The sequence below is a fragment of the Sphingomonas sp. AC411 genome (genome assembly GCF_979253035.1).
The window spans coordinates 2953329-2967123 of sequence record NZ_CEEDAQ010000001.1 but is presented as its reverse complement, the minus strand read 5'-3'; the positions used below and the strand labels follow the sequence as shown (position 1 = coordinate 2967123).

Sequence of the window (13795 nt, the reverse complement as noted above, 5' to 3'; positions counted from 1 at the left end):
GCCCCTCAGAGGCCGGCGAACACCGCCAGCCAGTATGTAATGCCAGCCATGATGTAGGCGGCGGCGAACAAATAGCCAACCATGAACGCGGGCCATTTCCAGCCGTTGGTCTCGCGACGGGTGACGGCGATGGTCGAAATGCACTGCGGCGCGAACACGAACCACATCAGGAAGGCGAGCGCGGTCGGCAGGCTCCAGCGGCCGCGCAGGTTCTCGACCATCGCCTTGCCGCCCTGATTGCTGTCGGGATCGTCGATCGCATAGACCGTGCCGATCGCTGCGACCGCGACTTCGCGCGCGGCCATCGCCGGGATCAGCGCGAGGACGATGTCGCGGTTGAAGCCGATCGGTGCGAACACCGGCGCGATGCCATTGGCGATACGCCCGGCGACCGAGTAATCGACCGCCGAAATCTTCGGTGCGCCCGCTGGCTGCTCGGGTGGCTTGGGAAGCTCAGCATTACCCACAGGATCACGGTCGAGACCAAGATGATGCCGCCGGCGCGCTTCAGGAAGATCTGCGCGCGGCTCCACAGGCCGATGCCGACATCGCGCCATTGCGGCCACTGGTATTTCGGCATCTCCATCATGAAGCCCGACGACACGCCCTTGGTCACCGTCCGGCGCAGCACCAGCGCGGCGACGAACGCGCCGACGATGCCCATCACGTACAGCCCGAGCATCACCAGCCCCTGCAACCCGACGAACGGCAGCACCTGCGTGTTGGGGATGAACGCGCCGATGATCAGCGTGTAGACTGGCAGGCGCGCCGAGCACGTCATCAGCGGCGCGATCAGGATCGTGGTCAGGCGGTCCTTCTCGTCGTCGATCGTCCGCGTCGCCATGATGCCTGGAATCGCGCACGCGAAGCTCGACAGTAAAGGGATGAACGCGCGGCCCGACAGCCCGACGCTGGCCATGACCCGGTCCATCAGGAACGCCGCGCGGACCATGTAGCCGCTCGCCTCGAGCACGAGGATGAAGAGGAACAGGATCAGGATCTGCGGCAGGAACACGATCACCGCGCCGACGCCGGCGATCACGCCGTCGACCAGCAGCGAGCGGAGCAGCAGATCGGGCAGTTCGGCAGTCAGGAACGCCTGCAACGCGGTGAAGCCCGCATCGATCGCGTCCATGAACGGCTGTGCCCAGCTGAACACCGCCTGGAACATCAGGAACATGATCGCCAGCAGCAGGATCGGCCCCGCGACGGGGTGCAGCGCGACCGCGTCGAGCATGTGCGTCCAGCGCCGCACGGTCGTTTCGGACACGGTCGCCGACGTGGCGATCGCGCGCGCGCGGCGCTGGAGCGTGACGATGTCGTCCTGCACGCTTCCGTCAGACTTCCGGAGGCGCATCGGGCCGTTGACGACGATGCCGGACAGCGCGGCCTTGAGTTCGTCAAGGCCACGCTTGCGCACCGCGACGGTCGGGATCACCGGCACGCCGAGTTCGCGTTCCAGCACTTTGGGGTCGAGCTTCAGCCCGTCGCGCTCGGCGAGATCGACCATGTTGAGCGCGACCACCACCGGCAGGCCGAGCGCGATCAGCTGGAGCGTGAAGCGCAGATGGTTGTCGAGATTGGCGGCGTCGACGACCACGACCAGTGCGTCGGGCAGGCGCTCGCCGTCCTGCGTGCCGGTGACGACGTCGCGCGTGACACGCTCATCGGGGAGGAGGGTTCGAGACTGTACGCGCCGGGCAGGTCGACCAGTTCGATCGGTCGCCCGTCGTCGAGCATCAGCCGCCCGACCTTCCGCTCGACCGTCACGCCCGGATAATTGCCGACCTTCTGCCGCGCACCGGTGAGCGCGTTGAACAGCGCGCTCTTGCCGGCATTGGGATTGCCGACCAGCGCAACCAGCGGTGCTGCGTTCATTCTAAAGGATTATTCGGCCGCGGCAGGCATGGGAGAAACCTGGATCGCACCTGCGACGGCGCGGCGGAGCGCGACGGTCATGCGGCCGATCCGGCAGGCGATCGGGCCTTGGCCGAGCGTCGCACGGTGCAGCACCTCGACATCAACACCCTCGTCGAAGCCCAGCTCGCGCAGACGACGTGCTTCCGGCCCTGCAAGGCGCGCCCACTCGATTGCCGCAACAATCGCGTGCTGCTTGCGCGGCAGGGTTTCGAGGCTGACGGAACGATCGAGGCGAGTGTCCATGATGCGACTGATTATCAGTAACGCTCGCGGAAGGGAAGCCCTAAGCGGCTCGGCCGACCGCTAACGCCCCGTCATCCTGACGAAAGTCAGGACCCAGAGCCAAACAGGACGGCGTTCGTCGCTCTGGGTCCTGGGTCGCGCCCAGGATGACGAAGTTTGGGAGACGTCCGCGCTCAAACCCTCAGGTCATCGGATAGCGCAGGCGACCAACAGATCGCGACAGGCTGAAACCGTGCTCGGTTCGCTTAAGGAAACCGGCCTTGGCCTTTTCGAACTGCATGATCCCGTTGATGCGGCGACCCAGGAACGCGCGCGTTTCGGCCAGGCTCTCGCTCTCGTCGTCGAGGAACACCGTGATCGTCGACGCGTACACGCCGAGCAGGATCGTCCGCTTGGTATAGTAATTATAATCCGTCGAGACGTCGCCGGCCGCGCGCCAGATCGTATCGACCGTCCGCCAGCCGAGCCGCGTCGCCTTCGCCAGATCCTGCGGGAGCGCGAGGATCGCCACCGCACGGCGCAGCGATTCGCGATCGATCGACGTCGCATCGAGTCGCGCCTCGACCAATGCGGTGATCTTCTCGCGGATCTTCATCAGCGCCAGCCGCTCCGGCGGCACGGCAGCCAGCATCACGCCGTCGATATGCGCGAACCATGCGTCGATCATGTCGACCGGTCCGTCCTTGAACGCCAGTGCGGCGACGTCGGTGTCGATTCCTCGGCTTCCGCGGCCATGTCGCGCGCGGCGTCGCTCCAGCCGTCGAACGCCGCGTTGGAAGCGATGCCGGGCGCCAGAAGTGCGCGGATTTCGTCGAGCGTAAGGTCCTGGGTCATACCGTCTCCTGCCGTTCCAGATCAGGCGTATCAAGCGCGTCTTCAAGAGGTAACGCTTCGGGGCCGGGTCCTTGGCGGACGAGCACCAGCGCGACCGCGACCATCACAACGCCGACCAGATCCGCCGTGCCGAGCCGCTCGCCGTACACCAGCCAGCCGACCAGCCCCGCCACCACCGGCTGGATCAGCAACGCGATCCCGATCACCAGCGGCGGGAAGCGACCGAGCGCATAGATCATCAGGCCCTGGCCGATCACCTGGCTGCACAGAGCGAGCCCGATCAGCGGCCCCCAGTGCGTCGGCAAAACGCGCTCGCCCATCGCCAGCGCGAAGATCAGTAGTGGCACGATGCCTGCAAGCGTCGACAGCGTCAGCGCGGATATCGGGGCGAGCGTCGCCCGGGCGCGCGCCATCAGGATGAAATAGACGGTGTAAAGCAGCCCCGCGAGCAGGCAGAACAGATCGCCCGCGAGGTTCTTCGCATCGAGCTGATACGACCGCCCGAGCAGCAATGCGCCGCCCGCCGCCGCCAACGCCAATGCAAACCCTTGCGTCCGCGTCGGCCAGCTTCGCACGATCAGGAAGCCATAGATCGGGAAGATCAGCGTCGCGACATTGCCGAACAATGTCGCATTGGCGAGCGTGGTTCGCAGGATCCCGAGATGCCACGTGCCGAGATCGGCCGCGAAGCACACCCCGCCCGCTAGCAGCCCGGCCCACAGCTTCCACCCGAGCCGCCTCGGTCGCGCGCCCTGCTGGACCGCGAGCACGACCAGGAACGGCACCGCCAGCGTGAGCCGCCAGAACCCCGCCGCCACCGGCCCGACTTCGGTCGCGCGAACGAACCACGGCCCGAATGCGAGTGCGACGTTCGCCACCACCAGCGCCGCGAACGCGATCAGGCCCGGCGCGGCGACACTGTTCGCCTCCGTCGTCAAACCGCGCGGCGTATCGGGCGCGCTAGATAATCTTTGCGGGTCGGGGCGATGCATGCCGCCCTGTAGCCTCCTATCTTCCGCCCGTCAGGCCAATAAGGAGCTTCCATGCCTAGCCTATTCGATCCGATTACCCTTGGTGCCGTCGACGCGCCGAACCGCATCCTCATGGCGCCGCTCACCCGTGGGCGTGCCGACAGGGATGCCGTGCCGACCGACATGATGGTCGAGTATTATACGCAGCGGGCGAGCGCCGGCCTGATCATCTCGGAGGCCACCGGCATCAGCCGCGAAGGCCTTGGCTGGCCGTTCGCGCCGGGTCTGTGGACCGATGCGCAGGTCGCCGCCTGGAAGCCCGTCACCGACTCGGTCCACGCCGCCGGCGGCCGGATCGTCGCGCAGCTGTGGCACATGGGGCGCCAGGTCCATTCGTCGGTGATCGGCGGCCAGCCGGTCTCGTCGTCGGCAACCGCGACCGAGGGCCAGGCACACACGTTCGAGGGCAAGCAGGACTTCGAGGTCGCGCGTCCGCTTGAACTGAACGAGATTCCGCGCCTGCTGAACGATTATGAGCTGGCGACGAAGAACGCGCTGGCGGCCGGCTTCGACGGCGTGCAGATCCATGCGGCGAATGGCTATCTGATCGACCAGTTCCTGCGCGATAACGCCAATCTGCGTACTGACGAGTACGGTGGCTCGATCGAGAACCGCGTCCGCCTGCTCCGCGAAGTCGCCGAGCGCGTGATCTCGGTCGCGGGTGCAGATCGCGTCAGCGTCCGCCTGTCGCCCAACGGCGATTCGCAGGGTGTCGACGACAGCAACCCCGAGCCGCTGTTCACCGCCGCCGCAAAGGCTCTGTCCGACCTGAGGATCGCGTTCCTCGAGCTGCGTGAGCCGGGCCCCGATGGCACCTTTGGCCGTACTGACGTGCCAAAGCTCAGCCCGGCGATCCGGAAGGTCTTCAAGGGCGTGCTGGTCGTGAACTCGGACTATGACACGCTGGAAAAGGCGCAGGCCGAACTCGACAAGGGTGATGCCGACGCAATCAGCTTCGGTCGTCCGTTCATCGCCAACCCGGACCTGCCGGAGCGCCTGCGCGCCGGTGCGCCGCTGGCGAAGGACGACGCGAAGACGTGGTACAGCCAGGGCCCCGAGGGGTACATCGACTACCCCGCGCTCGAGACTGCGAACGCGTAACCTTTGATAGACGGATCGACGTCCAGCGTTGGTCCGCGAGGATCGCCCGAACCACTCCGTCACCCCGGGCTTGTTCCGGGGTCCACTGTTCCGCACGATCGATCCTCTCGATCTTGCGGAACGGTGGATGCCGGAACAAGCCCGGCATGACGGAGGCCGGTTAGTCGCTCTTCAACGTGATCCTTGCCCTAGTCACCGGTGCCCCCATCGCCTAGCAGCGCGCTTCCGCGCCGCAGGGGCGCATCGGTGACGACAGGAAATGCAATGACCGACGGCTGGCCGAGCGGCGGCAGGGGAACAGGGCCGCTCATGCCCGGCGCCGCCGACCGAGCCGCAAAACGCGCGGAGGAGCGCGCCAACGGCCGCGAACAGCGCGCCAAGGAACGGTTAGCCGCCGCGGAACAGCGATCCGAATCGCGCGCCGCCGAGCGTGACCGCCAATCCCAGAAACGCGAACGCGCCCGCGAAAGCCGGCGTATCGAGGAGGATCAGCGGATCAAGGCGCGGCTCGATGCACCGCCGACCAACGACGTCGAGGCGCTGAAGATTTCCAAACGCCGCCGCTCGGGCGCGCTCGCCCGCAGCGGCGAGGAATCGAAGACCGACCGCGATACGCGCAGCTACAAGACGATCGTCGATACCGCCCGCATCCGCACGCTCGCCGATCGCGGCGCGTCGGTGTCGGGGCTCGCCGGCGCGTTCGGAATCACGATCGAAGAGGTTGAGGCGGCGTTGCTGGAGACCGCACCCAGGACTGAACCCCGTCAGGCGGCGGGCCCGTCGTCCGCGAGCCACGCCTTCGCCTCGTCGATATCGAGGAACGTGCGGCAATTCTCCGCCTTCAGGTAACGTTCGGTCTGGAGCTTCGCCAGATGCGACGCGACCACCGCGGCGATCGGCGCCGACGTAACCTTCAGCGCCTTGGGCATCATCGCTTCGAGTGCATCGATGACCTTCAACGGCTGGATCGCCGCCTTGCGCAGGTCGGCGAGCACGACGAACCGGCCGTGATACAGCCGCGCGGCGGTGCCCCGCGCGAGCAGTTCCGCGGAAAACGCCGCGGTCGTCGCGACCGACCAGAACCCCTCGGTGACGATGGTGAGCGTCTTGGTCGGGGAGTCGAAGCTGATCGTGTACATGCCGCCGTCCGCTACCATCGGCATCTTAACGATATGCCTTCACGATACGTGGCCCTTCGGTTCAGTCGGTCCCGGGAAGGTCGACATGGAGCCGGCGGAAGCGTGCCTCGATCAGGCTGTACGCACCGAACAGCGCCAGCCCGATTCCGGTCAGCACGAGCAGCCACTTGCCGCCCGGTTGCGACTGCAGCCGCTCCAGCGCCTCCGCCACGCCGCCCGCGTCGCTCGCATGTGCGGTCCAGGCCGCCAGTCCGAACAGTCCGGCAACGATCAGGAACACCAGCGCGCGCGCGCCGTAGCCGATCCGGCCCATCGTGCAGACGTAACCGGGCGCGGGGCGTCGCCGCGGAGGTCATGGATGAAGTCCCCGCGCCATGCCTTTTGCGCCTGCTGGAACGCGGCGACCAGCACGCCGACCGCGACTGCGCCGACCAGAAGGCGTCCGGCCGGCTGGTCGAGCAGGAGCGCGGTCCAGTCGCGTGCGCTCTCGTCGCCGGGTGAGACGGCGGCATCGCGCGATCCGGTTTTCATGGCGAGCTTGGCGGCGGTCCAGGCGAGGATCAGATGCGCGATCCCGCTGACGAGGTGGCCGATGCGCTTGAGGCTGCCCTTGATGTCGCTGCCGATTCCCTCGGGATTGGCGGCGGCCTCGGTGAGCCGCCAGACCGCGTAGCCGAGCAGACCCGCTGCGACGATGGCCAGCAGCAATGGCCCGAGCGGTCCGTCGGCCATCGACCCGATCGCGCCCTGATTGTCGGCGATCTTGCCGCCATGCAGCGCCGCGTCGACCGCGAACCAGCCGACGAGAATATAGACCACCCCGCGCGCGGCGAAGCCGAGTTTGGCGAGCAACGTCGCGTTCGCATCCGAAATCATGATCGCCCCTTTGTTACGGGGCATAACGGCGCGGCGCGCGGGACGTTCCTGCTGATGGCAGCGGAGGGTGTGGTTGTCGGCAGCTACCTAAGATTTGTTTCCGCGCGAAGGCGGGATCCAGACTGGCCTCCCGCCTTCGCGTGAGAACAAGGGAGGGCATGGTGCCGCACGACTTCACGATCCTCCCCCGCCAGGGGGAGGTGGCAGGCTCTTGCCTGACGGAGGGGAGGTAAGGTGTCACCGAAGTTCCGTGTCCTCCCCCTCCGTCGCCTTCGGCGCCACCTCCCCTGGCGGGGAGGATTGAAGGTTTCGCGTCTGCGAGGAGGCCCGCGGGTGACACTTGGACGTGGGAAGGGTGAGGGCAAGGTTATTCCGAGCGATCGCCAGATGTGGGACTGTCGAGCCAGGCACCATCCAGCGTCCCGTCCACCCGAGCCTTTACAGCCGCCTCGGCCGCCTTCTCCGCCGCCGTTCGCCCGAACATCCGCCGGTTCTGGTCCGCCCGCACCGCCGCCTCGGCCCGCGCCCGCTGCTTCCGCGCAAGCCGCAGGTTGATCACTTCACCCATGCGCGCATCTCACGCGAGGAAGCGGTCCTTCAGCGCCAGCATCGCCAGCGCCGCGTTTGCCGCGCCGCCGCCCTTGTCGCCCTCGGTCGGACGCGCGCGGTCAGCGCTTGCGCTTCGTTCTCGGTGGTCAGGATGCCGTTGCCGATCGCAAGGCCGTCCATCGTCAGCTGCATGATGCCGCGCGCGCTTTCGCCCGCGACGATCTCGAAATGATAGGTTTCGCCGCGGATCACGACTCCCAATGCGACATACGCGTCGAACGTCTCGCTCTCGGCCGCCAGCGCGATCGCACCGGGGACTTCGAGCGCGCCGGGCACGGTGATCGTCTCGTGCGTGTGGCCGGCGGCTTCGATCGCCGCCTTCGCGCCTTCGATGAGAAGGTCGTTGAGGTGATCGTAGAAGCGGGCTTCGACGATGAGGAGATGGGCCATTAGTTGCTCTTTTCGATATCCAGGGACGCGATGCGCCGCTCGCCGACGATCGACAGGCCGTAGCCGTCGAGCCCGACCAACGTGTGGTGCGTGTTGGTGATCAGCACCATGTCGTGCACGCCGAGTTCGGTCAGGATCATCGCGCCGACGCCGTAATCGCGCAGTTCCTCCATGTCCGGCGTGATCTCCGCGCCGGCCTTCTTCATCACCGCGGAGGTGAAGGTGTTGCTGCGCGGACGGTTGATGACGACGATCACGCCGGCGCCTTCATCCGCGATCATCTGCATCGAGCGTGCGAGGATACGGCCACGATCGCCGGATTCGCCGAAGATATCCGCGAACGGCGACAGCGCGTGCATGCGGACCAGTGTCGGCTTGGCGGGATCGATTTTGCCCTTGACCAGCGCGACCTGCTCGGTGCCGGTCGCCTTGTTCCAGAACGTCAGCGCGGTCCAGTCGCCACCCCATTCAGAGGTGAACTTCGCTTCCGCACGCTTCTCGACGAGGTGGTCGTAGCGGCGGCGATAGGCGATCAGGTCGCGGATCGTGCCGATCTTGACGTTGTGGAACTGCGCGAATGTGACGAGGTCGTCCATCCGCGCCATCGTGCCGTCCTCGTTCATGATCTCGCAGATCACGCCCGAGGGGTTGAGCCCGGCGAGCCGCGCGACGTCGACCGCCGCCTCGGTATGGCCGGCGCGGATCAGCACGCCGCCGTCGCGCGCGACCAGCGGGAAGACGTGGCCGGGCGTGACGATGTCCGACTTGCCCTTGGTCGCATCGACCGCCACCGCGATGGTCCGCGCGCGATCCGCGGCCGAGATGCCGGTCGTCACGCCTTCGAGCGCCTCGATCGAGACGGTGAACGCGGTTTCGTGCCGGGTGCCGTTGTTGCGGCTCATCAGCTCGAGCCCGAGTTCCTCGGTGCGATCCCTGGTCAGCGCGAGGCAGATCAGGCCGCGGCCGTATTTGGCCATGAAGTTGATCTTCTCGGGGGTAGCCATCTGCGCAGGGATGACGAGGTCGCCCTCGTTCTCGCGATCCTCGTCGTCGACCAGGATGAACATCCGGCCGTTACGCGCTTCGTCGATGATCTCTTCCGGCGACGACAGATAGCCGTGCTTCAGGCGCCCCAGTTCGGCGGTACGTTCAGCTGGCTTTGACACGGTAATGTTCCATGCGTTGGAGATAGCGGGCGAGGACGTCGATCTCGATGTTGACCGACTGTTCCACGTGGATCGTACCGAGCGTGGTGACGCTCCAGGTATGCGGGATGATGTTGAGACCGAATTCGACCTCTCCATCGATATCTTGAACGGTGTTCACGGTGAGCGAGACGCCGTCGACCGTCACCGACCCCTTGGGCGCGATGAACGGGGCTATGTCGGCGCCGGCGCGGACGGTGACGCGGTGCGATCCGCCTTCTTCCGACACCGCGACGACGGTGCCGAGGCCGTCGACATGCCCCGTGACGATATGGCCGCCGAGCTCGTCGCCGAGCTTCATCGCGCGTTCGAGGTTGAACTTCCGGCCTTCGGTCCACTGGTCCTTGGCGGTGCGACTGATCGTCTCGCCGGAGACGTCGACCGCGAACCAGTTCGGGCCTTTATCGACGACGGTCAGGCAGACGCCCGAGCAGGAGATCGACGCGCCGAGATCGACGGTGGCGGTATCATAGGCGGTGCTGACGACCACGCGCGTGTCGCCGGGCGACTCCACTCGCGTAACGGTGCCGATGTCGGTGACGATTCCGGTGAACATTATGCCTCGTTTCGTTCGCGCTCGTAGACCTCGAGCCGGTCCATGCCAAGTTGCCGCGCATCGACCTGTGTCCAGCGTTGGTGCGCTTCGGCCAGGTCGGCGAGGCCGATGTCGCGGAGTGCGTGCTTGCCGCGGCCGATCAGGATCGGTGCGCGGTAGAGGAGGAGCCGGTCGACCAGATCGGCCGCCAGGAACGCCGACGCTACGGCAGCGCCGCCTTCGACCAGGATGTGGTCGATATCGGGGAGGGTGGCGATGGCGGCAGGGGAGGATTGCGCTCCAGCCGGGCAACTCGTCGATGGTCGAGGATAAAAGTACACGCCGTGGCGCGCGACCGTCCAATCCCGGCAACCGCACGTCGAGTCGCGGTGCATCGGCCTCGAGCGTGCCGCGCCCGACGAGGATCGCTTCGTGCCGACTCCGCTCCAGATGTGCGTGCGCACGCGCCTGCGGGCCGGTGATCCAGCGGCTCGATCCGTCCGCCATCGCGATACAGCCGTCTAGCGATGTCGCAAGCTTCAGGGTGACATGGGGGCGACCGACCGCCTGCCGCGTAAGGAACCCGGCCATCGAGCGGCGAGCTTCGTTCGCGCGAGTGCCGCGCGTGATGGCAATCCCCGCCGCCTGAAGCCGGGCAAGGCCTTGGCCAGCCGTCCGTGCATCGGGATCCTCGATCGCCGCAACGACGCCCGCGACCCCCGATCCGATCAGCAGGTCGCTGCACGCGGGGCCGCGCGGCGGTTGGTGCGCACACGGCTCAAGCGTGACGTAGGCCGTAGCGCCCCGAGCTTTCGCGCCAGCCTCCGCCAGCGCCATCGCTTCGGCATGCGGACGGCCCCCGCCTGCGTCCAGCCACGCCCGACGACGCGGCCATCGGCGACGATCACGCACCCGACATTGGGGTTGGGCGCCGTCCTGCCGCGACTACGCTCTGCGAGCGTCAGTGCAGCCCCCATCCAGCGCGAGTCGGTCAGATCCCCATCGCCTTGAGCTTGTCGTCCAGCCGCTTGAACGCGGCGCGCTGTGCGTCCTCGCGGGCCTTCTGCTCGGCGAGCGCCTTGGCCTTGATCGGCGCGTCGATCTTCTGCTGCGCGATGATCTGCGCATCGGTGCGATCCGCGGGCCATTGCTCGACATAGATGATCTTCGGACGGTATTCCTGCTCGACGTACAGAATCCTTCATGAACGCGTAGATCAGGAAGCTGGTGACGCCGAGCGCCGCTACGAGAAAGATCAACTCGTACGGCTGGCGCTGGCTCAGGAAGAGCCGCAGGTCGCGATAGGCGACGATCGGTGAGAAGCGACTGAAAAGGCCCATGCGGCGCAAGATAGGGGTGCGGGACCGGCGAGGCCAGCCCCGTACCCTTAAGGTTCAGTTCTGCAAGACACTAAGTTCAGTTCTGCAAGACAAACGTCAGCGACATCGATCGCCACGCCTCGACCGGAACGCCGTCGCGCGTCGCGGGCTTGAACCGCCACCTCGCCAGCGCCCGGTCCAGCGTCGCGCGGTAGAAGGCGTCGGTGGTCGCGCTGACCCGCTCGACCTGCTTCACCCGGCCATCGGTGCCGACGAGCACGCGCACCACGACCTTGCCCTCGCGTTCGGCGCGGCGTTCCTCGGACGGATAGCCCGGCTGGAAGTCGGCGGCATAGCGCGGGTCGATGCCGGGCTGGACGAATACGGGGGCAGGCTTCGGCGGGTCGACCGCCACCGTGCCGGTACCGGTGCCTTCGATTCCGATCGGCGGGGTGTAGGGGAGGGGGTCGGGAACGACCGTGAACACGGTGTCCGAGGGCGTCGGCACCTGCGGAACAGGTGCGTCGGGACGCGGGGCGGGGCGCGGTTGCTGACGGATCAGCGGATCCTGGGGTGGCGCCACCTCGGGCGGCGGGGGCGCGGTGTACGGCACATAGGTTATGAGTGGCTTGTCGGGCACGAACGGCAGCACGTTCGGTGCTGCAAAGAACAAGGCTCCGATCACCGCGCAGTTGATGCCCAGCGCGACGCCGAGGCTCCCGGGATTGAATCCGCCCGTCCGGTTTGGTCGATCCGCGTACATTTTCCGTCTCCCTGTTTCTCCTCGAGGCTGGCGGCGAGATAGGTACCACCGTTTGCGATGGTACATCATTACATGCGAGGGGCAAGGGGTTCGGGAGGAGGGTAAGGTTATGAGGCGCCGCTAACTGATCGGCGCCAGTGAAGTTCGCGACACGGGGGACACGGGGGACACGGCGGACACGGCGACAGGTTTGACGTTCCGGTTTGGCCAGTTGCGCCCCTAGTCGAAACATCCAACACCCGGCGGAGGCCGGGGCCCAGTTGGGGACGTTGCTAACTGAGGCCGGCACTTCGTTACTGCGACCTTTCCAACTGGGCCCCGGCCTTCGCCGGGGTGGTGCTGGAGTACGGTTGGCGCTTCTCTCGGCTGCCGACAAAAGAGTCCGTTGCGATTGGACCGACCGCCGGCCCGCCCCTTCTTGTTCTCCCGCGAAGGCGGGAGCCCAGACTGGACTCCCGCCTTCGCGGGAGAACATGCTTGGGGCGGAACGCCATCCCGCAACGCGACATCACCGCGCCGCGAGTCGCTCCAAAGCCCGCTCGCGCCCGATCAGCGGCAGCAGTGCCGCCATGTCCGGGCCATGATCACGGCCCGTCAGCGCGCGCCGCAACGGCAGGAACAGCGCCTTGCCCTTCCGCCCCGTCTCCGCCTTCAACCGCGCGGTCAGCGCATGCCAGGGGTCGCTCGACCAGTCGATCTCCCCCGCCGCGGCCAGCGCCTGATCGAGATACTCCGCCTCCACATCGCCCTCGACCGCGATCGGTCCCTCGATCACCCCCACCAATCCGCAGCATCGGCCAGCGTCACCAGATTCGGCCGCACCGCTTCCCACGCTGCCACATCCATGCCCTCAGGCAACCGCCCGGCCACCGCCTCATAGGGCAGCGCATGCAGGATCCGCGCGTTCAGCGCCGCCAGTTCCGCCTCGTCGAACCGCGCCGGTGCTCGCCCGAACCGCACAAAGTCGAACCCGGCGATCAGCGGCGCTGCGTCGGCGATCGGCTCGACCGGGTCGCTCGTCCCGATCCGCGCCAGCAGCGCACGCACCGCCTGCGGCTCGATCCCGACCTCGCGGAAATGATCGACGCCGAGCGAGCCGAGCCGCTTCGACAGCTTCCCCTCTGCGCCCGTCAGCAACGCCTCATGCGCAAACCGCGGCGGCGTCACGCCCAGCGCCGCGAACATCTGCAACTGGAGCGCGGTGTTCGACACATGATCCTCGCCGCGCACGACATGAGTCACGCCCATCTCGGCATCGTCGATCGCCGACGGCAGCATATACAGCCACGAGCCGTCCGCACGCCGGATCACCGGATCGCTCATCGTCTTCGCTTCAAAATGCTGCGGACCCCGGATCAGGTCGTCCCATTCGATCGCCGAGTCGTGATCGAGCTTGAACCGCCAATGCGGGCGCACGCCGTCCGCCTCCAGCTTCGCCCGCGCCTCGTCGCCGAGCGCCAGCGCGGCGCGGTCATAGATCGGCGGCAACCCGCGCCCGGCCTGGATCTTGCGCTTCAGGTCCAGCTCCTGCGTCGTCTCGTACGCCGGATACACGTGCCCGCTGGCGACCAACGCCGCGAACCGCGCCTCGTACAACGCGAATCGTGCCGACTGCCGCTCCTCCGCATCGGGCGTCATCCCGAGCCAGTCGAGATCGGCGCGGATCGCGTCGACGAAGCGCTCTTCGCTCCGCTCGGGATCGGTATCGTCGATCCGCAGCACGAACTTACCGCCATTGGCGCGCGCGAACATCCAGTTGTGGAGCGCGGTGCGGATGTTGCCGACGTGTAGCCGGCCGGTGGGCGAGGGGCGAAACGGGTGATCACGATC

11 protein-coding genes and 5 pseudogenes are annotated in these 13795 nt (G+C 67.0%); 2 read left to right on the top strand and 14 right to left on the bottom strand.

Annotation, left to right across the window (positions count from 1 at the left end):
• Positions 1–5: 5 nt before the first annotated feature.
• The 4 genes and pseudogenes from feoB to AC0IX7_RS15180 form a co-directional block, all read right to left on the bottom strand.
• A pseudogene (gene feoB / locus AC0IX7_RS15195) lies at positions 6–1878 on the bottom strand (ferrous iron transporter B).
• A 9-nt stretch (positions 1879–1887) separates the two neighbouring features.
• Complete coding sequence (locus AC0IX7_RS15190; protein ID WP_471812662.1) at positions 1888–2163, bottom strand: FeoA family protein; 276 nt, start codon at positions 2161–2163, stop codon at positions 1888–1890.
• Between the two features lie 181 nt (positions 2164–2344).
• Positions 2345–2997 (bottom strand): annotated as a pseudogene (locus AC0IX7_RS15185) (COQ9 family protein).
• Positions 2994–3989, bottom strand: a complete 996-nt coding sequence (locus AC0IX7_RS15180; protein WP_471812661.1) for a DMT family transporter — start codon at positions 3987–3989, stop codon at positions 2994–2996. Before AC0IX7_RS15180 ends, AC0IX7_RS15185 begins: the two are co-directional and overlap by 4 nt.
• A 51-nt stretch (positions 3990–4040) precedes the next feature.
• On the opposite strand from AC0IX7_RS15180, the gene AC0IX7_RS15175 reads away from it, so the two are divergent.
• Both AC0IX7_RS15175 and AC0IX7_RS15170 read left to right on the top strand, forming a co-directional pair.
• A complete protein-coding gene (locus AC0IX7_RS15175) occupies positions 4041–5129 on the top strand; it encodes an alkene reductase (protein ID WP_471812660.1) in 1089 nt (362 codons plus the stop codon).
• A 264-nt stretch (positions 5130–5393) separates the two neighbouring features.
• Positions 5394–5978 (top strand): hypothetical protein, encoded by a 585-nt coding sequence (locus AC0IX7_RS15170; protein WP_471812659.1) that lies wholly within the window; start codon positions 5394–5396, stop codon positions 5976–5978.
• Here AC0IX7_RS15170 and AC0IX7_RS15165 read toward each other — a convergent pair.
• The 10 genes and pseudogenes from AC0IX7_RS15165 to AC0IX7_RS15120 all read right to left on the bottom strand — a co-directional run bounded on the left by AC0IX7_RS15165 (position 5894) and on the right by AC0IX7_RS15120 (position 13741).
• The gene (locus AC0IX7_RS15165; RefSeq protein ID WP_471812658.1) at positions 5894–6292 is read right to left on the bottom strand and encodes a hypothetical protein; all 399 of its coding nucleotides are present in this window, start codon (positions 6290–6292) and stop codon (positions 5894–5896) included. The two genes, AC0IX7_RS15170 and AC0IX7_RS15165, sit on opposite strands and share 85 nt — an antisense overlap.
• Before the next feature lie 37 nt (positions 6293–6329).
• Positions 6330–6581 (bottom strand): DUF1206 domain-containing protein, encoded by a 252-nt coding sequence (locus AC0IX7_RS15160; RefSeq protein ID WP_471812657.1) that lies wholly within the window; start codon positions 6579–6581, stop codon positions 6330–6332.
• On the bottom strand, positions 6539–7144 hold the full coding sequence (locus AC0IX7_RS15155; RefSeq protein WP_471812655.1) for a DUF1206 domain-containing protein: 606 nt from the start codon (positions 7142–7144) through the stop codon (positions 6539–6541). Before AC0IX7_RS15155 ends, AC0IX7_RS15160 begins: the two co-directional genes overlap by 43 nt.
• A gap of 367 nt (positions 7145–7511) precedes the next feature.
• Positions 7512–7712, bottom strand: coding sequence for a DUF4169 family protein (locus tag AC0IX7_RS15150; RefSeq protein ID WP_471812654.1), 201 nt, complete (start codon positions 7710–7712; stop codon positions 7512–7514).
• 9 nt (positions 7713–7721) lie between these two features.
• Positions 7722–8143 (bottom strand): annotated as a pseudogene (gene ribH, locus AC0IX7_RS15145) (6,7-dimethyl-8-ribityllumazine synthase).
• Positions 8143–9309, bottom strand: coding sequence for a 3,4-dihydroxy-2-butanone-4-phosphate synthase (ribB, locus tag AC0IX7_RS15140; protein ID WP_471812653.1), 1167 nt, complete (start codon positions 9307–9309; stop codon positions 8143–8145). The pseudogene ribH and the gene ribB overlap by 1 nt, the downstream one beginning before the upstream one ends.
• On the bottom strand, positions 9293–9904 hold the full coding sequence (locus AC0IX7_RS15135) for a riboflavin synthase (RefSeq protein WP_471812652.1): 612 nt from the start codon (positions 9902–9904) through the stop codon (positions 9293–9295). The genes ribB and AC0IX7_RS15135 overlap by 17 nt, the downstream gene beginning before the upstream one ends.
• A pseudogene (ribD, locus tag AC0IX7_RS15130) lies at positions 9904–10860 on the bottom strand (bifunctional diaminohydroxyphosphoribosylaminopyrimidine deaminase/5-amino-6-(5-phosphoribosylamino)uracil reductase RibD). Before ribD ends, AC0IX7_RS15135 begins: the two are co-directional and overlap by 1 nt.
• 439 nt (positions 10861–11299) lie before the next feature.
• Positions 11300–11965, bottom strand: a complete 666-nt coding sequence (locus AC0IX7_RS15125; protein ID WP_471812650.1) for an energy transducer TonB — start codon at positions 11963–11965, stop codon at positions 11300–11302.
• A 508-nt stretch (positions 11966–12473) separates the two neighbouring features.
• Positions 12474–13741 (bottom strand): annotated as a pseudogene (locus AC0IX7_RS15120) (glutamate--tRNA ligase).
• Positions 13742–13795: the final 54 nt, after the last annotated feature.

Bases quoted from the DNA above. Each gene is read 5' to 3' on its own strand.
- AC0IX7_RS15190 (WP_471812662.1), bottom strand. From the start codon at position 2,163: ATGGACACTCGCCTCGATCGTTCCGTCAGCCTCGAAACCCTGCCGCGC.
- AC0IX7_RS15180 (WP_471812661.1), bottom strand. From the start codon at position 3,989: ATGCATCGCCCCGACCCGCAAAGATTATCTAGCGCGCCCGATACGCCG.
- AC0IX7_RS15175 (WP_471812660.1), top strand. From the start codon at position 4,041: ATGCCTAGCCTATTCGATCCGATTACCCTTGGTGCCGTCGACGCGCCG.
- AC0IX7_RS15170 (WP_471812659.1), top strand. From the start codon at position 5,394: ATGACCGACGGCTGGCCGAGCGGCGGCAGGGGAACAGGGCCGCTCATG.
- AC0IX7_RS15165 (WP_471812658.1), bottom strand. From the start codon at position 6,292: ATGCCGATGGTAGCGGACGGCGGCATGTACACGATCAGCTTCGACTCC.
- AC0IX7_RS15160 (WP_471812657.1), bottom strand. From the start codon at position 6,581: ATGGGCCGGATCGGCTACGGCGCGCGCGCGCTGGTGTTCCTGATCGTT.
- AC0IX7_RS15155 (WP_471812655.1), bottom strand. From the start codon at position 7,144: ATGATTTCGGATGCGAACGCGACGTTGCTCGCCAAACTCGGCTTCGCC.
- AC0IX7_RS15150 (WP_471812654.1), bottom strand. From the start codon at position 7,712: ATGGGTGAAGTGATCAACCTGCGGCTTGCGCGGAAGCAGCGGGCGCGG.
- AC0IX7_RS15135 (WP_471812652.1), bottom strand. From the start codon at position 9,904: ATGTTCACCGGAATCGTCACCGACATCGGCACCGTTACGCGAGTGGAG.
- AC0IX7_RS15125 (WP_471812650.1), bottom strand. From the start codon at position 11,965: ATGTACGCGGATCGACCAAACCGGACGGGCGGATTCAATCCCGGGAGC.